The organism is Nocardiopsis coralli (assembly GCF_014892575.1).
In the GTDB taxonomy this organism is placed as follows: Bacteria; Actinomycetota; Actinomycetes; order Streptosporangiales; family Streptosporangiaceae; genus Nocardiopsis; species Nocardiopsis coralli.
The window spans coordinates 1-23,490 of record NZ_JADBGI010000012.1; the positions used below are offsets into that span (position 1 = coordinate 1).

The window sequence follows — 23,490 nt, forward strand, 5'->3', positions numbered from 1 at the left end:
GGTTGCGAGAAGGCCCGGCCGGGCTACGATCCCGACCCCGACGATCCCCGACCCCCGAGGCAACACCAACGAACCCGACCGACCCCCACCCCAGGAACCCGCCCCGAGGGGCACCACGAACGAACCCCAAGAACACTCACGTCCGGGGCGGAGAGCCCTTGAGGCAACGGGCCCGACGCAGAGAGTCCTTGAACCGGAGCGCCCGTCACGAACGCAGAATCCTCCCGACCTCGCGGGCGATACGCTCCGCGGATTCCTCCGCCACCTGCGTCGACGCCCCGGCCAGGTGCGGGGTGGCCCACACCTCCGGGCGGGCCGTGAGCGGGTCACCGGGGGCGGGCGGCTCGGGGTCGAAGACGTCGAGCACCGCCCCGCGCAGGCGTCCGGTGTCGAGGGCACGGTCCAGGGCCCGGTGGTCCACGAGCTCGCCCCGGGCGGTGTTGACCAGCAGCGATCCGGGGCGCATGGCGGCCAGGGCCTCGGCCCCGATCACGTGCCGGGTCTCGTCGGTGAGGCGCGCGTGCAGGCTGACCACGTCGCTCTCGGCGAGGAGCTCCGCCAGGGGAACCAGGCGTACCCCGGCACGACGCGCCTCGTCCGGGTCGGCGTAGGGGTCGTGGGCGAGGACCGTGCTCCCGAACGCCCGCAGGAGCTCGGCGACACGGCGCCCCACGGCGCCCATCCCGACCAGGCCGACGGTGCACGCCCGGAGTTCAGGACCGGTGCGTTCGTACCGGAAACCCTCCGCGTCCCAGTGCCCCGCCGACAGGCGCGCGGCCGCGGAGGGCAGCCCCCGCAGGGCGGTGATCATGGCGCCGACGCAGTACTCGGCGACCGCGCCCAGGTTGCGTCCGGGCAGGTTGACGACGGGGATCCCCGCGCGTTCGGCGGCCGCGGTGTCGACGTTGACCGGGCCGCCGCGCGTCACGCCGATGGCCCTCAGCGTTCCGGCCCCCGCCTCGATGACCTGCACGGTGACGGGGGCCAGGTGGGTGACCAGGGCGTCGGCGCCGCGCACGAGCTCGGCGAGGGCCCGGGGGTCGCCGGAGGCCTCCCGTACCCCGTCCACGCCGGTGAAGGGTTCGGTGGGCCATCCGGTGTCGGTGTGCTCGGTGCGCACGCCCGGCAGCTCACGTCCGAGGGCCCGGGCGAGGAGGGCGGAGGAGATGAACCCGTCCCCCGCGCACACCACCCGCGGCCCGTCCTGCCTGTGTCGTTCCGTCACGAGAGCCGCTCCCCCGTGTCCTTCGCGAACACGTGCACCCGCTCGGCCGGGGCCTGCACCCTGCACCGGTCGCCGGCGGCCCACGAGGCGCCGCCCTCGGTCTGCACCACCATCCGCGTGCCGTTCCCGTCGAGCGCGACGGTGGCGAGCCCGAACTCCATGAGGTCCTCCAGCACCTCGACGGTCGCGGCCGGGCCTTCACCGGGGGTGTCCTCGGCGGCCAGCCGGCAGTCCTGCGGGCGCAGCCCCACCTCGACCGGGCCCGACGCGGAAACGGCCGCCGGCAGACGCCCGGCACCGGCCACGTCGACCGCGCCGTCGGCGGCCTCACCAGGCACGAGGTTGATCGCGGGTTCACCGACGAAGTCCGCGACGAAGCGGTTCGCGGGCCGGTCGAACACCTCGTCGGGCGTCCCGAACTGCTGGATGGTTCCGCCGTCCATGACGGCCATCCGGTCGGCCAGGCTCAGGGCCTCCAGCTGGTCGTGGGTGACGACGATGGTCGTGTACCCGAACTCGCGCTGCAGCACCTTGAGCTCGCGCCGCACCCGCTGGCGCTGCCCGGCGTCCAGGTGGGAGAGCGGCTCGTCCAGCAGCAGCACGGGAGGGTTGCGCACCAGGGCACGGGCGAGCGCGACCCGCTGTTTCTGGCCGCTGGAGAGCGCGGCCGGGCGCAGGTCGAGCAGGTCGGTGACCTCCAGGCGTTCGGCGACGGCCTCGACACGTTCGCGGATGCACGCGTCGGGCATCGACCGCCGGGCCCGGAGCCCGTAGGCGAGGTTCTCGCGCACGGACAGCGGCGGGTACAGGGCGTAGCTCTCGAAGCCGACCCCGATGTCGCGCTTGCCCGGGGGCAGGTCGCCGACCTCGCGTTCACCGATCCGCACGCTGCCGGAGGTGACGCTCTCCAGCCCGGCGATCATGCGCAGCGTCGTGGTCTTGCCGCAGCCGGAGGGGCCCAGGAGCGCGACCATCTCCCCGGGTTCGATGTCGAGGTCGATGCCGCGCACGGCGGCGAAGGGTTCCCGGCCGCGGCTGCGGTAGGTCTTGTGCAGGTCGGCCAGCCGGAGCCGCCGGGCGGCCCCCTGTTCCATGGTGGCGCTCATCGCTGCTCCCCCTCGGTGTCGGTACGGGGCCGCGCGCTGCCGACCCGGTGCGCGTAGGCCCCCGGGTCGCTCCCGGCGAAGACGTGCACCCTGCTGTGCTCCGTGCTCAGGGTCACGGCGGTCCTCTCCCTCACGTCGGGGTCGTCGGTGACGGCGATGAGGGTGTCGCCGGGCCCTCCGCCGGACGCCTCGGTACGCACGCTCAGCTCCACGGACCTGCCGAGGCGTTCGGCCAGTTCGACCCGGCCGCGGACACGGAACCCCTCGGGGCGCGCCTCCCCTGCGGTCACCGTGAGGTCGCGCGGGCGCACCCCCAGCTCGACCGGCCCGGACACGTTTGTGTCCACCCCGACGGCCAGCCCGCCGGCGGTGGTGGCCACTCCCCCGTCGGCGCGGGCGGGCAGCAGGTTCATCTCGGGTTGGCCGAGCGAGCGCGCGACGAACGTGTCGTGCGGGGCGTCCCAGAGTTCGGCGGGTGTGCCGACCTGGACGAGGCGGCCGTCGCGCAGCACGCCGATCCGGTCCCCGAGGGCGAGCGCCTCCTGGTAGTCGTGCGTGACGTAGACGGTGGTGGTGCGCGAGAACTCGCCGAGCCGCCGCAGTTCCGCGCGCATGGTCGCCCGCAGTTTCGCGTCCAGGTGGGACAGCGGTTCGTCGAGCAGGTACACGTCGGCCGGCCGCACGAGCACCCGCCCCAGCGCGGTGCGTTGGCGCTGCCCGTTGGAGAGCTCCTTGGGCAGGCGTTCGCGCAGGTGGTCGATGCCGAGGGTGGTGGTGACCGCCTCGATGCGTGCGGCGCGCTCGGCCTCGGTCCAGGTGCCCAGGCGCCCGGACCTCAGGGGTGAGGCGAGGTTGTCGGCGACGGTCTTCTGCGGGTACAGCGCGTAGCTCTCGAACGCCATGGCGACGTTGCGTTCGTAGGGTTCCACGCCGGTCATGTCGCGCCCGCCGATGACGACCGAACCGTCGGCGCGGTCGACGAGCCCGGCCACGCACTTGAGCGTGGTGGTCTTGCCGGCCCCGGAGGGGCCCAGCAGGACGAAGAACTCGCCGTCGCCGACGGACACGTCCAGCCCGTGCAGCACGGGTTTCTTGCCGTAGCGGGCTCCCAGCCCGCGCAGTTCCAGTGTGCTCACGACTTCACCGCCCCGAAGGACAGACCGCGCACCAGGTACCGCTGGATGGACAGCGCGACCAGCAGGGGCGGTAGCGCGGCCAGCAGCGCGGCGGCGGCCGTCAGGTTGTAGTAGGCCTGGCCGCCCCCGCCGAGGAAGCGGGTCACGGCCACGGTCACGGTCGGGTTCTCGCTGCCGGTCAGGATCAGCGGGAACACGTAGTTGTTCCAGGCGAAGATGAACGCCAACAGGGCGGACGCGGCGATGCCGGGGCGTACGAGCGGCAGCGCGACGGTGAGGAACGCGCGCGTGCGGGTGTAGCCGTCCAGCAGCGCCGCCTGTTCGAGCTCCTCGGGCAGGTCCTGGAAGTAGGACCGCAGGATCCACACGATCAGCGGCAGGGTGACCAGCTGCAGCACCCAGATGGTGCCGAAGGCGGTGTCGAACAGCCCGAGCTGGTTGTAGATGATGAACAGCGGCACGATCACCATGAGCTCCGGAGCGAACCGGAACGACAGGATCGTGAACATGACGTCGCCCGACCCCCGGTAGGCCCATCGGCCCGCGGCATAGGCGGCGGGGACCCCGATGACCAGCGACAGCGCGACCGCGCCCAGCGAGGTGACGAGGCTGGTGAACAGGGCCCCGGTGAAGTCGACGCTGGTGATGCGCTCGCCCTCGGCGCTGAGCACGGTCGTGTAGTTCTCGAGCGTGGGCGTGAAGCGGAAGTAGGTGGAGGTCTGCTCGGCCTGCGTCTTCAGCGACAGCAGGATCATCCACAGGATCGGGAAGAGGGAGAAGGCGAACCACAGCACCAGCAGCAGGTCCGCGCCCGCGGCGGCGGGCGAGAACCGTCGGCTGCCGGGCCTGCGCTCTCGGGTGGCCACGGGTCAGTCCTCCGTTCCGGCGGCCCGCCTCTGGGCCTTGCCCAGGACGCCGACGAGGTAGCGGGCGGTGATGAAGACGATGATCCAGAGCAGGAACATGTACGTGCTGCCGAGCGAGAAGTTCAGGTTGGTCATGGAGTTCTGGTAGGCGCCGATCTGCAGGGTGCGGGTGGCGCCACCGGGTCCTCCGGCGGTCAGCACGTAGACGTGGTCGAAGATCTTCAGCGAGTCCATGAAGCGGAAGATGACGGCGACCAGGATGTAGGGCCACATCATCGGGAGCATGAGGCGGCGGAACATGTACAGCGCGCCCGCCCCGTCCACGGCCGAGGCCTCGAACGGTTCGCGCGGCAGCGACCTGATGCCGGCGAGCACGAGCACGGCGACGAACGGCGTGAAGATCCAGACGTCGACGAGCACGACCGACCACAGGGCGCGGTCCTCGCTGAGCCAGTCGAAGGTGGATCCGAGCCCGAACATGTGGTTGAGCACGCCGAACTGGGGGTTGTACATGAGTCCCCAGATGACGCCGGCGATGACGGGAGCGATCATCAGCGGCAGGATGAGCAGGCGTTCCAGCATCCGGCCGACGAGGCTGGCGCGGAACAGCAGCAACGCGATGCCCACGCCGAGCACGGTCTCGACGACGGTGGTGGTGACCGCGTAGGCGAGGGTGACGCGCACGCTCTCCCAGAACACGGGGTCGGAGAGCACGACGGCGTAGTTGGCCAGGCCCACCAGGACGGGTTCGGGCACCATGGCCGAGTAGTTGAGGAACGTGTAATAGACGCCCAGGCCGAAGGGGTAGAGGATCCCGGCGATGAGCAGGACGGCGGGGATCGACAGCAGGTAGGGGCGGAAGGCCCGCCGCCGGGCGGGGATCCGCCGGACGCTGCCCTCGCCCGCGGGCGGGCGGTGGGGGGTGTCGGTGCGTGTCACGGTCTCAGTCCCTGTTCACCAGCTCGGTGGTCTGCTCGGCGAGTTCGTCGAGGCGTTCCTTGGCGTCCTGGCCCGCGTAGATGTCCTGGAGCGCCACGGCCCAGTTCTCGGTGGTCTCGAAGAACTGGGTCTGCGGGGTGAAGTGGATGCGGGTGGAGTCGATGACCCGCTCGAAGCTCTCCTGGTAGCCGGGGAAGGCGTCGAGGGTGGGCTTGAACGCCTCCTCGAAGACGGACTCGCGGGTGGGGTTGGCGAACCCCATCTCGCCTGTGCGCACCGCCTCGGCCTGGGCCTCCTTGCCGGTGGCCCACTGGATGAAGAGCCACGCCGCGAGTTTGTTGCGGGACGCGGAGTTCATGGCCAGGCACCACGCCCACAGGCTGGTGTCGAGGTTGCCGTCGGGGCCGGCGGGGCCGGGGTGCCAGGCGAGGTCGCCGGCGCTGGCGCTGTTGCCGGGGATGTTCTGGGGGTAGGTGGCCGAGTCGGCGTCGAAGACCATGAGGGCGGTGCCGGAGCCGAGGTCGGCGGTGCAGTCGGGGTAGTCGTAGGTGGTCCAGGACGTGGGGCCGGCCTCGCGGGCCAGGTCGATCCACTTGCGGGTGAAGTCGACGGCCGTGTCGGAGTTCATGGTGGCGCGCAGGGTCCCGCCGTCCGTGGAGTAGTCGACGCACCCCTCGCGGGTGAACTGGGTCATGAACCCGGGGTGGATGGTCGCCCAGGAGCGGGATCCGCGGAAGGCCAATCCGTAGGTGCCCTCCGACCGGTCGGTGAGGTCGACGGCCAGCTCGAAGAGTTCGTCGAAGGTCTCGGCCGGGCGCACCCCGCGGCGGTCGAACTCGGCCTTGTTGTAGCAGATCACGTTGGTCTCGAAACCCCACGGGATCGCCCACTGCCCGCCGGTGCCGAGCGGGCTCCCGACCTCGAAGTCCCACTGGGTGGAGGTGCGCAGGCCTTCGAAGACGTCGTCGAAGTCGTACTCGTCGCTGGTGGCGGAGTCGTTGCCGATCCAGGGCCCGAGGTCCTCCATCCAGCCCGGCGGCCCGTAGGTCCACAGGAAGTAGGCGCCGGTCATGAACACGTCGTAGTTGCCGGAACCGCTGGCCAGTTCGGTGTTGAGGCGGGTGTAGTAGTCGGCCTCGGCCACCTGGTCGGTGTTGACGGTGATCCCGGTGAGCTCGGTGAACTCCTCCAGGAGCGGTTGGAAGGCGGCCTGGTAGGGGTGCGGGGTCTGCAGGAACGAGATCTCGGCGCCTTCGGCCTTGCGCCAGTCGAAGGAGCCGGTGACCTCCGAAGCCCCGTTCTCGTGGCCCTCCCCGAGCCCGCCGACGCCGACCCCGCAGGCGGAGAGCAGGGACCCGCCGGCCAGGGCGGCGCCGCCGGAACCGAACAGGCGCAGGGCCCGGCGGCGGGAGAGGTCGGGGGTACGCGGCGTGCTGGGGAAACGGGGGCCGGGGTCGAGGGGGGATCGGGGGGTGGGTCGGGCGCGTCGTCTCATGGGCTTCTCCAGGGGGCGCCGGGACCGCTGGGCGTCCCGGTGCGCGCGGCGGTGTCCGGGGGACGGGTCGGCACGTTGAGGCCGAGCAGGGCGGGCGGGTGTCCCGCGGTGCGGGGGACGCGGACGTGGGTCAGGGCCGCGTTGTCCAGCCGGGGGAGGACCCTCCGGTAGTGGGCGAGGGGGATGCCGAGCCAGGAGCACAGGGCCAGGCGCAGCGCGGTGTTGTGGCCCACGACGAGGATCCGGGCCCCGGGGTGGGCGGCGGCGAGGTCCTTCAGCGCCTGCCGGACGCGGGTGGCGACGGCGGCGGGGTCCTCGGCGTCGGGAAGCGGGTGGGCGACGGGGTCGGCGCGGAAGGCGGCGGCGGTGCCGGGCCGGTCGCGGTCGACCTCGTGGAGGGTGCGCCCTTCCGCGGAACCGAAGTCTGCCTCGGCCAGGCCGGGCACGACGATCGCGTCGAGCCCGAGGGCGCGGGCGGCGGGGGCGGCGGTCTCGCGGGAGCGGGTGAGGGGCGAGCAGGCCACCACGTCGTGGGGGTGGTCGCCGACCCACGCGGCGAGCTGGTCGGCCTGGTCGCGGCCGACGGGGTCGAGGTCGACGTCGGAGCTGCCCGCGTAGCGGTTCTCGGCGTGCCAGACGGTGCGGCCGTGGCGGACCAGGGACAGCTCGGCGGGGGCGTCGTCCGGGGTCCCGGTCCGGGCGTCGGCGGGGGTCTCGGCGGGGTTCATGGGCGGCCTGCCTGTGGGGTCGGGGCGAGCCAGCCGCGCTCGGCGAGGGCGTGCAGGAAACGCTCGTGGGCCTCGTCGAGCGCGTCGGCGCGGTCCGGGTCGGGGTCGTGGCGGCGTGCGGTGCGGACCATGGCCTCGGCGGTGTCGGCCAGGGCACCCTGCGGCGCGCGGGCCAGGACCGCGGAACCGAACGCGGAACCGGTGTGCGCGGGCACGAGCACCGGCCGGCGCAGCACGTCGGCGCGCAGCTGGGTGAGCCAGGTGTTGTCGGCGGCGCCCCCGGTGGCGGTGACGGGCCCGTGTGCGGGTGCTCCGAGGTGCTGGAGGCGTTCGAGCGCGAGGCGTTCGACGTGCGCGAGCCCGTGGGCGAGGCGGTGGAAGCGCTCGGCGGGGTCGGTGGTGCCGCTGCCGGGTCCGGTGTCGAACCCGGCCGCGTCGGGGGCCACGAAGGGGAACCGTTCCCCGGTTCCGGTGAGGGGGTAGGTGGCCCCGCCGGGCACCGGCAGGCCGCGGACGCGTTCGGTGAGGTCGGCCGGGTGGTGGCCGGGCAGGTCGTGCGCCCACACGCGGGTCCCGGCGTTGGCGGCGCCCCCGGGCAGCCATCCGCCGTCGGGGTTGCGGTGGCTGTAGACGGCGCCCGCGGGGTCGTGGATCCGGTGGGGTGTGGACCCCTTGAGCACGAGCGTGGTGCCGAGCGTGGCGGCCCAGCGCCCGGGGGCGAGGGCGGCGGAGGCGATCTGGGCGGCGACCCCGTCGGTGGTTCCGGCGCGGACGGGGGTCCCTGCGGGGATGCCGGTGTGCCGGGCGGCCTCCGCGCCGACGGTGCCGACGGGGGTCCCGGTGGGCACGACCTCGGGCAGGTGCGCGGGGTCGAGCCCGAGGCGGTCGAGCAGGGCGGTGGGCCATCCGTGTTCGGGGTCGTGGCCGGACTTGAGCGCCTGGGTCGGGTCGGTGGGCACGGGCCGGCCGACGAGGCGTCCGGTGATGTGGTCGCCCTGGTGGGCGGGGCGGGCGTCGGGGCCGAGCCGGTCCTCGGCGGCCAGGAGGAGGAGTTTGTGCAGCGCCCAGGTGGGCGGGACGGGGTGCCCCAACCGGGCGGCCAGGTCGTCCAGCGCGGCCTCGGTGCGGGCCGGGAGGGGGACACTCGCGGCGCGGGCGTCGTCGTACATCAGGCCGGGGCCGACGGGCCGGGCGCCGCGGTCCTGCAGGACCAGGGTTCCGGAGGTGCCGTCGACACACACCGCGCCGAGGGGGTGCCCGGCGTGGTCGGCGAGGGCGGAACGCACGGCGGCGCCGGTGGCCTCCCACCACTCGCGTGGGTCCTGCTCGTGGCGGGGTCCGTCGCGCCGGCCGCGCAGCAGCGGGGCGTTCCCGGAACCGTGCACCGTGCCGTCGCCGTCGACGAGCTGGGCGCGCACGCCCTGGGTTCCGAGGTCGATGCCCAACCACAGGGCTGCGGTCGCGCACGTTCGGGCTGGTCCTGGGGCGGGCACGAAACCTCCTCACACGTGTGACCTGCTTCATAACGGCGCAATGATGAGGAAACCTAAGCGAGTGAAGTTCTCGTGTCAATATGCGTTCGTCACACCAGATTTTGTTAAGTCTGCGCCCAGAGCACGATCGACGCAGCTCGATGGCCAGGTCAGGGCAGGCATTCTGCCGACAGAACCGGTCACATCCGACCTTGTGAACTTCACATGATCTCTTGACACATCACAGTCATCCCGTTGAGATGTGCGGACGACGCCCGACGACGACACAGGAGACGCCCACAGTGACGGTCAAGCACGGCCAGAGCCCGGACGAGCGGACCGGGCGGGACGCCGGCCACGACGACGCCCGACCGGCCGGACCCGAGGACCGCCGGGGCCTGATCACCGAGCTCGTGCTCGACCGGGGCTCCGTCTCCGCCCAGGACCTCTCCGAGAGGTTCGGCGTCTCGGTCATGACCGTGCACCGCGACCTCGACGAGCTCCAGCGGCAAGGGGTGCTGCGCAAGTCCCGGGGTGTGGCCACCGCCCAGCCCAGCGGCACCTTCGAGTCCAACGTCGCCTACCGAAGACGGGTGAACACCGACGCCAAGAAGGCGGTGGCGGCCCACGCGGCGCGCCTCGTCGAACCGGGCGCCTCGGTGCTGCTCGACGACTCCACGACGGCGGCCCGGCTCATCCCCCACCTGGGCGCCCTGACCCCGCTCACCGTCGCCACCAACTACCTCGGCGCCCTCACCGAACTCTCCCGGATCGAGGACATGCACGTGGTCGCCCTCGGCGGCACCTACGACGTGCAGCACGACTCGTTCCTGGGAACGACGTGTGTCGAGGCCATCCGTTCCATGCGCTTCGACGTGGCCTTCGTGAGCACCTCCGCGGTCGCCGCCGGCCACGCCTACCACCAGGAGGACCGCATCGTGGCGGTCAAACGCGAGATGGTCGCCGCCTCCGACACCTGCCACCTGCTGCTCGACCACAGCAAGCTCACCCGGGGCGCGCTGCACCGGCTGCTGCCCCTGGAGCGCTTCACCTCCGTGATCGTGGACTCCGCGACCCCCGAGCACGCCCTCGCCCAGCTCCGCGAACACGACGTGCGGGTGGAGGTGGCGCCCGATGCCGAATGACGGGGCCCACGGCTCCCCCGCCCCCGTGGTCTTCGACCTGGACGGCGTGCTCGTCCACACCGAACACCTGTGGGAGGAGTCCTGGGCCGCCCACTGCGCCGAGCACGGTGTGGAGTGGACCCGCGCCGACACCCTGCGCGTCCAGGGCATGAGCAGCCCGGAATGGTCGCGCGACGTCGCCGATGCGGTGCACGAACGATCCGGCGTCCGTGTCGCCCCCGAGCAGGTGCTGCGTTCCTGCGTCGCCCACATGCGCGCGGCGCTCCTGGAGGGCCGGGGCCCACTCCTGCCCGGCGCCCGCGAGCTCGTGACCGGCACCGCCGCACTGACCACCGTCGGACTCGCCTCCTCGGCCGCCCGCCCGGTCATCGACACCGTCCTGGAACGCGAGGGCCTGGCCGCGCTGTTCACCACGACGGTCTCCAGCGAGGAGGTCGCACGCGGCAAGCCCTCCCCCGACGTCTACACCGAGGCCCTGCGCCGCCTCGCCCCTCCCGACGACGGCCCCTGCCCCCTGGCCGTGGAGGACTCCGGCAACGGACTGCGCGCCGCCCACGCCGCGGGGCTCCGTGTGGTCGCGCTGCCCAACCCCGACTACCCGCCCGGCGAGGAGGCCCTCGCCCTGGCCGAACACGTGGCGTCCGACCACGCCGATGCCGCCGCCCACCTCCGGCGCGCGCTCGCCCCGGACGGAGCACCCCCCGACGACACCTGAGGAGACCCGTGTCATGTCCCGTCTACTCAACTCTCCCTCCGACTTCCGCGAGGACATGCTCGACGGTCTGTCCGCCGCCTACCCCAGCCACCTGACCCGTGTTCCCGGCGCCTCCGGAGTGGTCCGCAGCGCCGGGACCGGGGGCCGGGTGTCGGTCGTGGTCGGCGGCGGATGCGGCCACTACCCCGCCTTCGCCGGGCTCGTCGGGTCCGGGCTGGCCGCGGGCGCGGTCGTGGGCGAGGTCTTCACCTCCCCCTCCGCCGAGCAGGCCCACCGGGTCGGCCGCGCCGCCGACGAGGGCGCGGGCGTCCTGTTCAGCTTCGGCAACTACGCCGGCGACGTGATGAACTTCGGCCTGGCCGAGGAACGCCTGCGCGGCGAGGGCGTGGACTGCCGCACCGTGCTGGTCACCGACGACGTCGCCTCCGCCCCGCGTGAGGACCACGGCGCACGGCGCGGGATCGCCGGAACCCTCCCGGTGTTCAAGACCGCGGGCGCCGCCGCCGACAGAGGCGACCCGATCGACGAGGTCGAGCGCCTGGCCCGCCACGCGAACGCCCGCACCGCCACCCTGGGTGTGGGTTTCGCCGGGTGCACGGTGCCCGGGGAGAAGGAACCCCTGTTCACGGTCCCGCCCGGAAACATGGAGATCGGCCTGGGCATCCACGGCGAGCCCGGGATCGAGGAGGGGCCGCTCGTGAGCGCCTCGGAGCTGGCCCCGCTCCTGCTCGACCCGCTGCTGGCCGAACGCCCGGACGGTGCGTCGGGCCGGGTCGCGGTCGTGCTCAACGGGCTCGGCGCCACCAAGTACGAGGAGCTGTTCGTGGTGGCCTCCGGGCTGTTCCCCGCCCTGCGCCGCGCGGGGCTGGAACCGGTCCTGCCCGAGGTCGGCGAGGCGGTGACCAGCCTGGACATGGCCGGGTGCTCGCTGACGCTGGTGTGGTTGGACGACGAGCTCGAGGAGCTGTGGACGGCGCCGGCCGACACCCCCGGTTTCCGTCGCGGCGGGGCAGCCCCGCCCTCCACCGCCCCGGCCCCGCGCCCTGCCGTCGCGGAACAGGACGCCCGCTCGGCGCCCAACCCCTCGCTCGGCCCCGATGCCGGCAGCGAAACCGACCCCGACGCCTCCGCCCTGGTCTTCGCGGACCGGATCCGCGCCGCGCTCGCGGCCATGAGCACCGCCGTGGCCGACAACAGCGACGAGCTCGGTTCCCTCGACGCGGTCGCCGGCGACGGGGACCACGGAACCGGGATGGCCCGCGGCGCCAAGGCCGCCTTCGAGGCCGCGCACGGGATCGGCGGCGGCCCCGCCACGGTGCTGCGCGCCGCGGCCGCACGCTGGGCCGACCAGGCCGGCGGGACCAGCGGCGTCCTCTGGGGCGCCATGCTCGAACGCTTCGCCGACCGCATCGGCGACCTCACCGCGCCCTCCGCCGGCGACATCGCCGCCGGGGTCGAGGCCGCCGAACAGGCCCTCGCGCGCATGGGCCGGTGCGCCCCGGGCGACAAGACGATGCTCGACGCGCTCCGCCCGTTCCGCGAGACCCTGCGTGCCCGGCTGGCGACCGGGGCCGCGCTCGACGAGGCTTGGAACGAGGCCGTCGCCGACGCCGAACACGCCGCGCGCGCCACCGCGGACCTGCGCCCGCGCGTGGGCCGGGCCCGCCCACTCGCCGACCGCAGTGTCGGCACCCCCGACCCCGGAGCGGTCTCCCTCGCCCTGTGCCTGCGGGCCGTGGCCGGGGCCTGCTCCAACCCCCCGCTCGAAGGAGGACACCGGTCATGACACGCACGTGGCGCCTGGTCGTGGGCAGCGACGACGCCGGGCTCGAGTACAAGGACCTCATCGCAGGCGACCTGCAGGGCGATCCCCGGGTCACCGCCGTGGTCGACGTGGGGGTGAACGGCGACGAGCACACCCCGTACCCCGACATCGGCGCGGCCGCCGCCCGGATCGTCGCCGAGGGCCGCGCCGACCGCGCGGTCCTGGTGTGCGGCACCGGCATCGGCATGGCCATCAGCGCCAACAAGGTCGCCGGGGTACGCGCCACCACGGCGCACGACAGTTACAGCACAGAACGTTCGGTGCTGTCCAACGACTGCCAGGTCCTGACCCTGGGCCAGCGGGTCATCGGCCCCGAACTGGCCCGGCGCCTGGTGCGGGAGTGGCTGGACTACGAGTTCGACCCGGAATCCCCCTCGCACGCGAAGGTCGAGCGGATCAACGCACTGGAGTCGGCCCGCGGGGAGGCCGGCGGTGCGCGGTGAACCAACTTTCCTCGGTGTGGACGTGGGCACCTCCGTGGTCAAGGCGGTCGTCTTCGACGGCGGCGGCCGGGCGCTGGCGGTGCGCGGGCGCGAGCTCCCCCTGTCGCACGGGCCAGGCGGGGCGGTGGAGCAGGACCTCGGCGACCTCATGCGCAGCCTGGCCGAGGTCGTACGCGCGGTGGTGGCCGAGTCGGGCCGGACCCCGTCGCTGCTGGCGCTGACCGGGCAGGGCGACGGCTGTTGGCTGACCGACGCCGACCACCACCCGGTGCGTCCGGGCATGTCGTGGCTGGACGGGCGGGCCGCGGGGATCCTCCACTCCTGGGAGGAGGACGGGGTCCCCGAGGCCGTCTACCGCGCCAACGGCACCCGCATGTTCCCCGGGACCGCCGCCCCGCTGCTGGCGTGGCTGGCCGAGCACGAACCCGAGACTCTGGACCGCGCCGCCACCGCGGGTTACTGCAAGGACGCGGTGTTCGGCCGGCTCACGGGCGTGCGCGCCACCGACCCCTCCGACAGCTCGATGCCCTTCGGCGACGGCAGCGGGCGCGGTTACAGCGACACCGTCCTGTCGCTGACCGGGCTCGACGACCACCGGCACCTGCTCCCGCCGGTGCACACCCTGCCCGAGGGCCCGCTGAGCGCCGAGGGGGCCGCGCTGTTGGGCCTGCCCGAGGGGCTGCCCGTCAGTTCGGGCCCCTTCGACTTCCCCGCCTGCGCGGTCGGCGCCGGGGTCGAGGCCGACGGTGACGCGCTGATGATCATCGGCACCACCCTGGGCTGCCTGGTGCGCACCGACCGCCTGGACACCGGCGGCGAACCGGCCGGCTTCCACATCGCGACCGGGGACCGTTGGCTGCGTGCGATGCCGGCCATGGTCGGGACCGCCTCGGTCGACTGGCTGCTGTCGACCCTTCGCATGGACGTGGACGAGCTCGGCGCCTCCCTGGCCGAGAGCGACCCCGGCGCGGGCGGGGTGGAGGTGCTCCCCTACTTGGCGACCTCCGGGGAACGCGCCCCGTTCGTGGACCCGCGCGCCCGCGGCCAGATCTCCGGGGTGCGGCTGACCACCTCCCGGCACGACCTGGTGCGCGGGGTGTGCGAGGGCCTGGCCTACGCGGCCCGGCACTGTTTCGAGACCGCGGGGCTGTCCGGCCGGCTGCTGGTGTGCGGCGGGGGTTCGCGTTCCCTGCCCTGGCTCCAGGTCTTCGCCGACGTGCTGGGCACCCCGCTGGCCACCGCCCGCGCCCCGGAGGTGGGGGCCCGCGGCGCCGTGCTGACGGCGGCGGGCGACCGGGTGGACCGCCGGGCCTGGACCGCGCCGTCCGCGGTCGTCGAGCCCGAGCCCGCCCGCGCCTCCCGTTACGAGGACGGTTACGCCCGCTACCTGGACCACCTGTCCGCGGCCCGTGCGCTGTGGCCGGACGAGCACGAGACACGAAGGAGCACACCCGCATGAACTCCGCACCCGGACAGCTGTCCCCCGCCTCCAGGGAGAACGCGCTCTCCGCGGCCGACGGCGGCACGTTCGACGTCGTGGTCGTGGGCGGCGGGATCACCGGCGCCGGGTGCGCCCTGGACGCCGCCGTCCGCGGCCTGTCGGTGCTGTTGGTGGAGGCCGGCGACCTGGCCGCCGGCACCTCCTCGCGGTCGGGCAAGACCGCGCACGGGGGCCTGCGGTACCTGGAGCAGCTCAACTTCTCCCTGGTCGCCGAGGCCCTGCGCGAGCGCGACCGCATGATCGGGGTGACCGCGCCGCACCTGGTGGGCGCCGAACCGTTCCTGCTGCCCACGACCCGGTGGTGGGAACGCCCGTACTTCGGCGCGGGCGTGCTGGCCTACGACACGATGGCGCGGGCCCGCGGCCGGTTGGGGGTCCCGCGCCACCGCCACCTGGGCCGGGCCTCGACGCGCCGCCGGGCGCCGGGGCTGGCCGACTCGGTGACGGGGGCGATCCGCTTCTTCGACGGGCGCATGGACGACGCGCGCCACACCCTGGCGGTGGCCCGGACCGCCGCGCGCGAGGGCGCGCAGGTGCTCACCCACACGCGCGCGACGGGGGCGGTCGTCGAGGGCGGGCGTGTGCGCGGGCTCCGGTTGACCGACGCGATCTCGGGCCGGGACCTGGAGGTGCGCGCCGGCTCGGTGGTCAACGCCGCCGGGGTGTGGGCCGCCGACGTGCAGGGCCTCGCCGGGCCGGCCGGGTTCTCGGTGCGTCCGGCGAAGGGTGTGCACCTGCTCGTGGACGGGGACGCGTTCGAGTCCGACTCCGGCCTCATCGCGCGTGCGGAGGACTCGGTCATCATCCTGCGCCGCTGGTACGGGAACTGGCTGCTGGGCACCACCGACACCGCCTACGAGGGTGACCGGGGCACCCCGTCGGTCGAGGGCTCCGACGTCGACTACCTGCTGCGCAACGTCAACCGGTACCTGGCCCGGCCCCTGGACCGCTCCGACGTGCTGGGCGCCTACGCGGGTCTGCGCCCGCTGTTGTCGGCCGAGAGCGGGTCGGGGGCGACCTCCGCCCTCTCGCGCGACCACACGGTGGTGACCGGTCCCTCGGGCATGGTCACGGTGGTGGGCGGCAAGTACACCACCTACCGGGTGATGGCCCGCGACGCCGTCGACACTGCGGCGCGGGAGGCGGGGATCGACGCGGGGCCGTGCCGCACGGCCGACCTGCCGCTGGTGGGCGCGGACGGCCACGAGGAGGTGGGCCGCGAGCTGGACCGGCTGGCCGCGGAGGCCGGGACCCCGGAGGCAGAGGCCGCACGCATGCTCCCCCGGTACGGCGGTGAACTGCCGGACGTGCTGCGTTGGGACGGCGACGGGGCCGGACCGAAGATCGCCGGCCACCTGGCCTCGGAGCTCCGCCGGGCGGTGACCCACGAGGGCGCGATGACCCTCTCCGACGTGCTCGTGCGCCGGACCCGGGCGTCGATCACCGCCGAGCACGGCGGCGTGGACGAGGCCCCGCGGGTCGCCGAGCTCCTCGCCCCGCTGCTGGGGTGGTCGCCCGGACACGCCGCCGAGGAGGTGAAACGCTACCGGGCCGAGGTCGAACGCGACCGCAACGCATTGATCAGTGACGGAGGGTCACAAGACCCGTAAAGTCATGACTCCCAGCGACAAGGGGGTAACAATGCGTACGAGATATCGGAACACCCGATCGGGTGAGGCGCAGGCGGGCACCGTCCCCTGCGCCTTTCTCGTGTCCGGGGCGCCTGTGGCCACGCGGGTTTGTGGTGATCAGCGGTGAGCCGCCGCAGACGTCACCGTTCGGTGGCCGGATGTTGGCCGCGTCATGGCACCTCGTTCAGGCCGGTCGACCAGGGTTGCTCTCCGCCGGTTCCCCTTGGCCGGCGCAGTTCCCCCGAGACTTCGGAGAGCGACCCCATGCCTACGACGCACATACCGCCGCTGCGCGCCGAACGGGCGCGCCGCTCATGGAGAACCACCCTGTCCGTCTCGATGGCCGCCGCCGTCACCGGGTCCCTGACCCTGGTGGCCGCGCCGGCCTCCGCCGCGCCCGACGACGGGGCCGGTGACGGCTACCGGGGCGCGATCGAGGTCGTGCCCGCCGCGGAGGAGGGTTCCGGCGACGACTCGGTCGTGACCGGGACCGTCTTCGTCGACGCCGAGGAGAGTGGCGCCGCCGAGGGCCAGGAGGGCCTGGCCGACGTCGTGGTCACCAACGGCCGCGACGTGGTGACCACCGACGACGAGGGCCGCTACGAGCTGCCCGCGTTCGACAACATGACGGTGTCGATCACCCAGCCGTCGGGTTACCAGGTCCCGATGGACGAGAACAACATCCCGCAGTTCCACTACAACCACCTGCCGGAGGGTTCCCCGGACCTGGAGTACGGCGGCATCGAGCCGACCGGCCCGCTGCCCGAGGAGGTCAACTTCCCGGTCGTCGAGAGCGAGGCGACCGCCGACGACGCGCAGAGCTGTGTGATCGCGGGCGACCTGCAGGTCACCGACGAGGAAGAGGTCGAGTACGCCCGGGCGGGCGCCATCAACGACCTGTCCGAGCGCGACGACTACGCGGGCTGCGGTTCCCTGTTCGTGGGCGACGTGGCCAACGACGACCTGTCGCTGTACCCGTCCATCAAGGAGCTGGTGGGCGAGACCAACGGCCCGGCCCGCTTCCTGCCCGGCAACCACGACATCGACTTCGACTCGGAGACGCCGGAGCACGCCTTCGACACCTTCCGCGAGCACCTGGCTCCGGAGTACTACTCCTACGACGTCGGCAACGTGCACTTCGTGGCGATGAACAACGTCGACTACCCGTGCACGGCCGCCGAGGACAGCCCGGAGGGTGTCGAGGAGATCTGCTCCGACCCCGAGGGCGACCCGAGCTACAACGGCCGCATCAGCGACGAGCAGATGGAGTGGCTCGAGCAGGACCTCGAGAACGTCGCCGACGACAAGCTCGTGGTCGTGGCCGGCCACATCGGTCTGGTCAACTACGCGGACGAGGGCGAGGCCCAGCACCAGGTCGACCAGGCCGCCGAGGTGCACGAGCTGCTGCAGGGCCGCGAGGCCGTTGCGGTCTCCGGGCACAGCCACAGCATCGAGAACATGGAGGCCGGCGACGACGCGGAGGGCTGGAACGAGCTCCTCGGCATCGAGGACGGGCTCCCCTTCCCGCACATCACCGCGGGTGCGATCTCCGGTGACTGGTACTCCGGCGAGGTCGGCGACGGCGGTTTCCCGTCGGCGATCGGCCGTGACGGCGGACGCCCGGGTGTGGTGACGCTGGACGTGGAGGGCAACCAGTTCCAGGAGCGCTTCTCCGTCACCGGCGAGTCCGACGACGTGCAGACGCAGCTGGGCATCAACAGCCCGGCCTACCGCGAGTGGTACGAGGAGCACAGCGACAAGGAGGACGGCGGCGCCCCCGAGCTGGAGGACCCGCTGGTGGTCGACCGCGAGGACCTCGACGAGGGCACCTGGCTGACCACCAACTTCTTCATGGGCTCCACCAGCGGCGACGTCGAGGTGGCCATCGACGGCGAGCAGGGCGGCACGGCCGAGCGGACCCAGCAGATGGAGGGCGAGGCGCAGAACGTCGGTGCCGAGTACTCCGACCCGTACGCGGTGCAGCAGCAGCTCGTGCACGGCGGTTCGATCGCCGACCGGGCGATGCACCTGTGGACCTACGACCTGCCCGCGGACCTCGAGCCCGGCGCTCACACCGCGGAGGTGACCGCGACCGACGCGTACGGCCGCGAGTTCACCGACGTCCTCGAGTTCGAGGTCGTCGAGGACCGCGTGTAACACCCGAACGCACCGAGGGCCGCCACCCGTGCAGGTGGCGGCCCTTCGTGCGTCCCGCCTGTCGGAGGACGGGGCGCGACCGAACCACTAAACTCGTCACCCTCAGTGATCACAGGGGGAGACATGAGCATCGAGGCCCGCAACGCGCGCTGGTCGTGGGAGAAGCAGAACCTGACCGCCTGCGCCTACATGGAGCTGCACAACACCGGGGAGGGATCGGCCGCGCTGGTCTCCGCGTCCAGCCCCGACTTCCGGTACGCCAACCTGGTCACCACGACCGACGAGGAGGGCGAGCGGGTCAAGGCGGGCCTCGACCGCATCACCGTGAGTGACGGAACCTCGTTGGAGCCAGGCGACAACCGGGTGCAGCTGGACGCCCCCACGCACCCCCTCGACGACGGCGATCCGGTGGAGATCGTGCTGTCGCTGTCCGACGGGACCCGGCTCACCGTCACCGCCGACGGGGGCGCGGACACCCCCTGATCTCTAGTCGTCCTGGGAGGTCCGTCCCTCACCGGAGGCGGCCGTGGTCTCGTCCGTGGATTCGTTGCGGACCTTGGTACCCACGTCCAGCTCGGCCCGCTCCTCGGCCAGCATCTGCAGCGCCGCCTCGTGGGAGACCTCCCGGCGGGGCGTGACCAGGCTGACCACGACCCCCGCGACCAGTGCCGCGAGCATCGACGGGATCACCGGGTTGCCCCAGAAGTCGGTCCACGCGGAGATGTTGTGCACGAGCAGGGCCATGACCGAACCGCCGATGAGCGAGGCCAGACCGCCCTGCCACGTCGCCCGCGGCCAGAACTTGCCCAACAGCGACGCGACCAGCACACCGGTGAGCACTGTCGAGATCATCAGTTCGATGTAACCGATGATCGTGGTGGCCATGAGGGAGGAGAGCAGGGCCAGCCCGAGCACGGCCGTCAGAGCGACCCGGGAGAGGGCGACCATGTTCTCGGCCTTCGGCAGCCGTCCGGTGACCAGGTGGGTGACGTCGCGCAGCAGGATCGTCACGCCGGCGATGGCGTCGGAGTCGCCCGAGGACATCGTGGCCGAGAGCCCCGCGATCAGGAGAAAGGCGCCCACCCAGACGGGGAAAAGCGTCGTCGCCAAGTAGGGGAAGGCCATGTCCGGGTTCTCCAACCCGGGCTCCAGGCCGCGTGCGGCCATCCCCGCGATGGCGGGCAGCATTGCGAAGAGCGCGAACAGACCGGCGACCCAGGCGAAGCTGGTGCGCACGGTACGGACGTTGATCGCCGAGTAGATGCGCTGCCGGTACGAGGGGGTGGCCAGCACGCCCACGGCGATGACCAGGGCCAGGGAGATCCCCGGCAGCACTCCGACCGCTTCCAGCCCGAGCATCGAGGTCGCCTCGTCGGGCACGTCCCGGCCGATGCCCTCGAAACCGCCGACGTGCACGAGGGCGAGCACGGCCAGGAGGGTGAAGCCGAGGAACAGGATCGTGCCCTGGATGGCGTCGGTGATGACGACGGCGAGGTAGCCGCCCACGACGGTGTAGAGCCCGAAGCTCACGGCGATCACGATCTTGGCCGTGGCCGGGTCCATCCCGGTCAGGTAGGAGAGGTAGAGCGCTCCGCCCATGATGTGCGCGCCGAGCCACCCCACGGAGGCCAGGAGCATCACCACCGAGACCACGCCCTTGATGGCCCGGCTGGCGCCGTAGTAGTAACTCATCTCCTCGGAGAAGGTCATGAACCCGTGTCTGCGCACGTCGGAGAAGAGCCAGAGCAGGAGCAGGACGCCGACGGCGCCGCCGATCCCGTACAGCCCTCCGGCCCACCCGTTCTCGTAGGCGAAACCGACGGCCCCGAGGCTGGAGCCGGTTCCGACCAGCGTGGCGAGTGTGGTGCCCAGGAGCAGGGGTGTGCTGAGGCTGCGCCCCGCCAGCAGGAAGTCCTCGCCGCTGCTGGTGCGGCGCCGCGCGACCCACACACCGATCCCGAGCATGAGCACGACGGTGCCGGCCAGGGACCCCAGGTAGATCAGGTTCGTTGCGTCATTCATGTGGATCTCCTTTGCCCGGCCCGGCCCGCTCTCGGGCTCGCCCGGGGAGGGGGGTCGGGGCCCCGGCGCGTTGCCGGGGCCCCGCGGCTCACTCGGCCGGCTTGTACAGGACCGCGTCGACCTCGATGGCGAAGCCCGGCAGGTCGGCCTGCAGGGTGGTGCGGACCGGCGGCTCCTCGCCGAAGTACTCCGCGAAGAGCGTGTTCATCTCGGCGAAGTCGTCGAGGTCGCGCAGGTACACCCCGACGCGCACCGCGTCGCGCAGGCTCGACCCGGCGGCCTCGGCGACCGTGGCGAGGTTCTTGAAGGTCGCGTGGGCCTCGTCCGCGAAGGAGCCCTTGACCAGGGACCGGTCGGTGCGGTGGGGCGTGGCCCCGGCGAGGTAGACGAAGTCGCCGGCCACGACGGCGTGGGAGTACGGGCCGCCGGGCGGGGCGGCCTCGGGCGTGTTCACGATCTTCTTGGACATGGGAACCCTCCGTGTTCTGTGTTCTGTGTGTTCGTGCCGTCTCGGTGTCAGAAGACGGTGCGTACTGCGTCGACGACGTGGTCCCGGTCGTCCAGGACGGGGATCAGGGACCACTTGTCGAAGACGGTGCAGGCGTGGGACAGGCCGAACTCGACCACGTCCCCGACCTCGATCTCCGGTGCGTCCTCGTCCAGGTCGAGGAACCCGTGGTGGTCGTTGAGCTCCACCACCCGCGCCCCACCCTCGACCGGGATGCGGCGCCCCTCGCGCAGGACCGCGCGGGGCACGGGGAGGTCGATGTCGAAGGAGAGGTCGCGCTTGCCCGCCCCGAAGAGCGCCCGCCCCGGTTCGGGGCAGGAGAGCACCCGCGCGTAGCACGAGAGCGCGGGGCGCAGGGGGTCGGCGTCGGCCTCCGAACGCAGCGGCGAGGCGCGTTCCATGAAGAGGTCGTCGTGGGTGATGTAGCACCCCGACCGCACGATCGGCCGGACGGGCAGGGACAGCCCGCCGAGCCCGGAGAAGGCGTCGGCGACCAGGTCGGGGTAGCTGCTGCCGCCGGCGGTCACGATGATCTCGTCGGCGCCGGTGAACAGGCCCCGGGCGTCGGCGCGGCGGACGAACTCGGGCAGCCGGCCCAGCCAGGTGCGGGTGCGGTCGGGCGAGTCGTCGTCGCGGCGCTGCGGGAAGACCCCCTCGAACCCTTCGACCCCGACCAGGCGGACGCTCTCGCTGCGCGCCACCCGCTCGGCGAGGTCCAGGGCGTCCTCGAGGGTGCGCACGCCGGTGCGCCGGCCCGGGACCCCCAGTTCCACGAGGACCGGGAGGCGGCGCGGTGCCCCGCGCAGGGCGTGCTCCATCAGTTCCAGGCCGGCCGCGGAGTCGACCAGGCACATCGTTTCGAAGCCCGGGTCGGCCAGGGTCTCGGCGATCCAGGCCAACTGGGCCGTCTCCGTCACCTCGTTGGCGATGATGACCCTGCTGACGCCGGACCGGTGCATGATGCGGGCCTGCGCGACGGTGGCCGCGGTGAGCCCCCACGCGCCCCGTTCCAACTGGGCCGCCCAGAGCTGGGGGGCCATGGTCGTCTTGGCGTGCGGGGCCAGGTCGAGGCCGCGCTCGGCGCACCAGCGGGCGAAGCGGTCGAGGTTGTGGTGCAGGGCGTCGCGGTGGAGGGTGACCGCGGGCAGCCACAGGTCGCTCAGCCGGAGGCCGGCGTCGCGGACCTCGGCGGGGCTGGTGGGGCTCTGCGGCAGGGAACGCGCCTCGACGGCGGCGTGGTCCAGGTGGTGTGCGGGGTTCATGCTCTGGCTCCGTGGCGCGGGAAGGGTTCGTCGAAGTCCTCGGGGTCGGTCAGGTGCTGCACCGCGTCCCGGGTGCGCTGCTGCCGCCCGTGCTCCGCGCGTTGCTGCGCGGGGCTGAGCGGGACCCACGGTGGCGGGGCCTCGGCCGTGCTCGGGGGCAGGAGGCGGCCGGCGACGTAGGTGGCGGTGTTGTGCAGCTTCACGGGCGCGTGCCGGACGTCGCCGTGCACGTCCGGGAGCGGGAACGGCCCCTCCTCGACGTCGAAGACGGCGATGTCGGCCGGTGCTCCGGGGGCGAGGGTGCCGGCGTCGAGGCCGAACGTGCGGGCGGGCCGGACGGTGGCGGCCTCGACGGCCTCGTTCAGGCTGAGCCCGGCCGCCATCGTCTTGGCCATCACGGTCGGCAGGTCGAAGGCGGGCCCGTACATGGAACGGATGTGCAGGTCGGAGGAGACCAGGGGGCGCACGCCCGCCGCGAGTTCGGTCTCGAGCACGTCGTAGGCGAAGGCGCCGGAGCCGTGCCCGAGGTCGAACACCACCCCGGCGTCGAGGGCGCGCTCGACCGGGGCGGTGAGCCCGCCGTCGGCGACCAGGTCGGTGGGGCAGCCGGAGGCGCAGTGGGTCAGGACGTCGCCCTCGCCGAGCAGGGGTGCGATCTCGGCGATGGTGGGCGGGCCGTACCCCACGTGCACCATGAGCGGGCGCTCCAGTGTGCGGGCCAGGCGCACGGCCCTGCGCAGGGGCTCGATGCCGTTCTCGCCCACGGTCCGGGCGTCGATGCGGGCCTTGACGCCGCGCACGAAACCACCCTGGCGTGCTGCGACGGCCGCCGCGGCGTCGACGTCGAGGTGGTCGAGCACGCGGTGCTCACCGGTCTCGGCGACCAGTCCGAGCCCGGAGACGTTGATCAGCGCATGCACCCGCACACCGGCGGGTTCGGCCACGTAGCGGCGGAACCCGTCCATGGCGTAGGCACCGGCCGAACCGGCGTCGATCCACGTGGTCACACCCGTGCGCCACGCGACGGGCGTGGGGTCCATGCCCCAGTAACCGGCGCCGTGCCACACGTGGGTGTGCGCGTCGACGAGGCCCGGGGTCACCAGCTTGCCCCGGACGTCGACGACCTCGGCCGCCGCGCCCGTGTCCTCCGCCCCGGTGTCCGGCGCTCGGGCGGGCCGCACCTCCGCGATCCTGCCGTCGCGCACGGCCACGTCGGCCGTGCGGTCGTGCCCGGACGCGGGGTCCACGACCCGGCCGCCGCGCAGCAGTAGGTCCCACATGACAACCCCCGATGCTGCGTATCATGCAGCACTG

At 73.0% G+C, this 23,490-nt stretch carries 20 protein-coding genes; 8 read left to right on the top strand and 12 right to left on the bottom strand.

Translation table 11 applies throughout. The features are described from left to right. Positions 1-205: 205 nt before the first annotated feature. Genes IDM40_RS14715 through IDM40_RS28650 form a run of 8 tightly spaced genes read right to left on the bottom strand, consistent with a single transcriptional unit; the run spans position 206 to position 8,988 of the window. The gene (locus tag IDM40_RS14715) at positions 206-1,225 is read right to left on the bottom strand and encodes a 2-hydroxyacid dehydrogenase (protein WP_193122576.1); all 1,020 of its coding nucleotides are present in this window, start codon (positions 1,223-1,225) and stop codon (positions 206-208) included. Beyond that, entirely contained in the window at positions 1,222-2,331 is a 1,110-nt protein-coding gene (locus IDM40_RS14720; RefSeq protein ID WP_193122577.1) for an ABC transporter ATP-binding protein, read from the bottom strand. The genes IDM40_RS14715 and IDM40_RS14720 overlap by 4 nt, the downstream gene beginning before the upstream one ends. Beyond that, on the bottom strand, positions 2,328-3,467 hold the full coding sequence (locus tag IDM40_RS14725; RefSeq protein ID WP_193122578.1) for an ABC transporter ATP-binding protein: 1,140 nt from the start codon (positions 3,465-3,467) through the stop codon (positions 2,328-2,330). Before IDM40_RS14725 ends, IDM40_RS14720 begins: the two co-directional genes overlap by 4 nt. After that, positions 3,464-4,333 carry a carbohydrate ABC transporter permease gene (locus IDM40_RS14730; protein WP_193122579.1) on the bottom strand — a complete coding sequence of 290 codons (870 nt, stop codon included), beginning with the start codon at positions 4,331-4,333 and terminating at the stop codon, positions 3,464-3,466. Before IDM40_RS14730 ends, IDM40_RS14725 begins: the two co-directional genes overlap by 4 nt. 3 nt (positions 4,334-4,336) lie before the next feature. After that, positions 4,337-5,272 (bottom strand): carbohydrate ABC transporter permease, encoded by a 936-nt coding sequence (locus tag IDM40_RS28190; protein ID WP_193122580.1) that lies wholly within the window; start codon positions 5,270-5,272, stop codon positions 4,337-4,339. Between the two features lie 4 nt (positions 5,273-5,276). Continuing rightward, entirely contained in the window at positions 5,277-6,767 is a 1,491-nt protein-coding gene (locus tag IDM40_RS14740; RefSeq protein ID WP_216630831.1) for an ABC transporter substrate-binding protein, read from the bottom strand. Continuing rightward, a complete protein-coding gene (locus IDM40_RS14745; protein WP_193122581.1) occupies positions 6,764-7,495 on the bottom strand; it encodes a histidine phosphatase family protein in 732 nt (243 codons plus the stop codon). The genes IDM40_RS14740 and IDM40_RS14745 overlap by 4 nt, the downstream gene beginning before the upstream one ends. Then, entirely contained in the window at positions 7,492-8,988 is a 1,497-nt protein-coding gene (locus IDM40_RS28650; protein WP_193122582.1) for an FGGY-family carbohydrate kinase, read from the bottom strand. Before IDM40_RS28650 ends, IDM40_RS14745 begins: the two co-directional genes overlap by 4 nt. Before the next feature lie 281 nt (positions 8,989-9,269). Between IDM40_RS28650 and IDM40_RS14755 the strand changes: the two genes are divergently transcribed. The 8 genes from IDM40_RS14755 (at position 9,270) to IDM40_RS14790 (ending at position 18,867) form a co-directional block, all read left to right on the top strand. Beyond that, positions 9,270-10,112 (top strand): DeoR/GlpR family DNA-binding transcription regulator, encoded by an 843-nt coding sequence (locus tag IDM40_RS14755; protein WP_193122583.1) that lies wholly within the window; start codon positions 9,270-9,272, stop codon positions 10,110-10,112. Further along, the gene (locus tag IDM40_RS14760; protein WP_193122584.1) at positions 10,102-10,827 is read left to right on the top strand and encodes an HAD family hydrolase; all 726 of its coding nucleotides are present in this window, start codon (positions 10,102-10,104) and stop codon (positions 10,825-10,827) included. Before IDM40_RS14755 ends, IDM40_RS14760 begins: the two co-directional genes overlap by 11 nt. Before the next feature lie 13 nt (positions 10,828-10,840). After that, entirely contained in the window at positions 10,841-12,613 is a 1,773-nt protein-coding gene (locus IDM40_RS14765) for a dihydroxyacetone kinase family protein (RefSeq protein ID WP_193122585.1), read from the top strand. Continuing rightward, positions 12,610-13,095 (top strand): ribose-5-phosphate isomerase, encoded by a 486-nt coding sequence (locus tag IDM40_RS14770; RefSeq protein ID WP_193122586.1) that lies wholly within the window; start codon positions 12,610-12,612, stop codon positions 13,093-13,095. Before IDM40_RS14765 ends, IDM40_RS14770 begins: the two co-directional genes overlap by 4 nt. Next, positions 13,085-14,554 carry an FGGY family carbohydrate kinase gene (locus tag IDM40_RS28830; protein WP_193122587.1) on the top strand — a complete coding sequence of 490 codons (1,470 nt, stop codon included), beginning with the start codon at positions 13,085-13,087 and terminating at the stop codon, positions 14,552-14,554. The genes IDM40_RS14770 and IDM40_RS28830 overlap by 11 nt, the downstream gene beginning before the upstream one ends. Continuing rightward, the gene (locus tag IDM40_RS14780; RefSeq protein ID WP_193122588.1) at positions 14,551-16,206 is read left to right on the top strand and encodes a glycerol-3-phosphate dehydrogenase/oxidase; all 1,656 of its coding nucleotides are present in this window, start codon (positions 14,551-14,553) and stop codon (positions 16,204-16,206) included. The genes IDM40_RS28830 and IDM40_RS14780 overlap by 4 nt, the downstream gene beginning before the upstream one ends. A gap of 360 nt (positions 16,207-16,566) precedes the next feature. Beyond that, on the top strand, positions 16,567-18,384 hold the full coding sequence (locus IDM40_RS14785; RefSeq protein WP_193122727.1) for a calcineurin-like phosphoesterase C-terminal domain-containing protein: 1,818 nt from the start codon (positions 16,567-16,569) through the stop codon (positions 18,382-18,384). Positions 18,385-18,507: 123 nt separating this feature from the next. Next, complete coding sequence (locus IDM40_RS14790) at positions 18,508-18,867, top strand: copper chaperone PCu(A)C (protein ID WP_193122589.1); 360 nt, start codon at positions 18,508-18,510, stop codon at positions 18,865-18,867. Between the two features lie 3 nt (positions 18,868-18,870). Here the strand turns inward: IDM40_RS14790 and IDM40_RS14795 are convergent, their stop codons facing one another. The 4 genes from IDM40_RS14795 to IDM40_RS14810 form a co-directional block, all read right to left on the bottom strand. Further along, on the bottom strand, positions 18,871-20,406 hold the full coding sequence (locus tag IDM40_RS14795; RefSeq protein WP_193122590.1) for a sodium:solute symporter family protein: 1,536 nt from the start codon (positions 20,404-20,406) through the stop codon (positions 18,871-18,873). A gap of 88 nt (positions 20,407-20,494) precedes the next feature. After that, positions 20,495-20,875, bottom strand: coding sequence for a RidA family protein (locus IDM40_RS14800; protein WP_193122591.1), 381 nt, complete (start codon positions 20,873-20,875; stop codon positions 20,495-20,497). Positions 20,876-20,922: 47 nt separating this feature from the next. Next, positions 20,923-22,176 carry an alanine racemase gene (locus IDM40_RS14805; RefSeq protein ID WP_193122592.1) on the bottom strand — a complete coding sequence of 418 codons (1,254 nt, stop codon included), beginning with the start codon at positions 22,174-22,176 and terminating at the stop codon, positions 20,923-20,925. Then, positions 22,173-23,456 (bottom strand): amidohydrolase family protein, encoded by a 1,284-nt coding sequence (locus tag IDM40_RS14810; RefSeq protein WP_193122593.1) that lies wholly within the window; start codon positions 23,454-23,456, stop codon positions 22,173-22,175. Before IDM40_RS14810 ends, IDM40_RS14805 begins: the two co-directional genes overlap by 4 nt. Positions 23,457-23,490: the final 34 nt, after the last annotated feature.

Excerpts from the sequence above, each read along its gene's own strand:
- IDM40_RS14720 (WP_193122577.1), bottom strand. The coding sequence starts at position 2,331 with ATGAGCGCCACCATGGAACAGGGGGCCGCCCGGCGGCTCCGGCTGGCC.
- IDM40_RS14760 (WP_193122584.1), top strand. The coding sequence starts at position 10,102 with ATGCCGAATGACGGGGCCCACGGCTCCCCCGCCCCCGTGGTCTTCGAC.
- IDM40_RS14785 (WP_193122727.1), top strand. The coding sequence starts at position 16,567 with ATGGCCGCCGCCGTCACCGGGTCCCTGACCCTGGTGGCCGCGCCGGCC.
- IDM40_RS14795 (WP_193122590.1), bottom strand. The coding sequence starts at position 20,406 with ATGAATGACGCAACGAACCTGATCTACCTGGGGTCCCTGGCCGGCACC.
- IDM40_RS14745 (WP_193122581.1), bottom strand. The coding sequence starts at position 7,495 with ATGAACCCCGCCGAGACCCCCGCCGACGCCCGGACCGGGACCCCGGAC.
- IDM40_RS14765 (WP_193122585.1), top strand. The coding sequence starts at position 10,841 with ATGTCCCGTCTACTCAACTCTCCCTCCGACTTCCGCGAGGACATGCTC.
- IDM40_RS14780 (WP_193122588.1), top strand. The coding sequence starts at position 14,551 with ATGAACTCCGCACCCGGACAGCTGTCCCCCGCCTCCAGGGAGAACGCG.
- IDM40_RS14770 (WP_193122586.1), top strand. The coding sequence starts at position 12,610 with ATGACACGCACGTGGCGCCTGGTCGTGGGCAGCGACGACGCCGGGCTC.
- IDM40_RS14805 (WP_193122592.1), bottom strand. The coding sequence starts at position 22,176 with ATGAACCCCGCACACCACCTGGACCACGCCGCCGTCGAGGCGCGTTCC.
- IDM40_RS14740 (WP_216630831.1), bottom strand. The coding sequence starts at position 6,767 with ATGAGACGACGCGCCCGACCCACCCCCCGATCCCCCCTCGACCCCGGC.
- IDM40_RS14810 (WP_193122593.1), bottom strand. The coding sequence starts at position 23,456 with ATGTGGGACCTACTGCTGCGCGGCGGCCGGGTCGTGGACCCCGCGTCC.
- IDM40_RS14800 (WP_193122591.1), bottom strand. The coding sequence starts at position 20,875 with ATGTCCAAGAAGATCGTGAACACGCCCGAGGCCGCCCCGCCCGGCGGC.
- IDM40_RS14790 (WP_193122589.1), top strand. The coding sequence starts at position 18,508 with ATGAGCATCGAGGCCCGCAACGCGCGCTGGTCGTGGGAGAAGCAGAAC.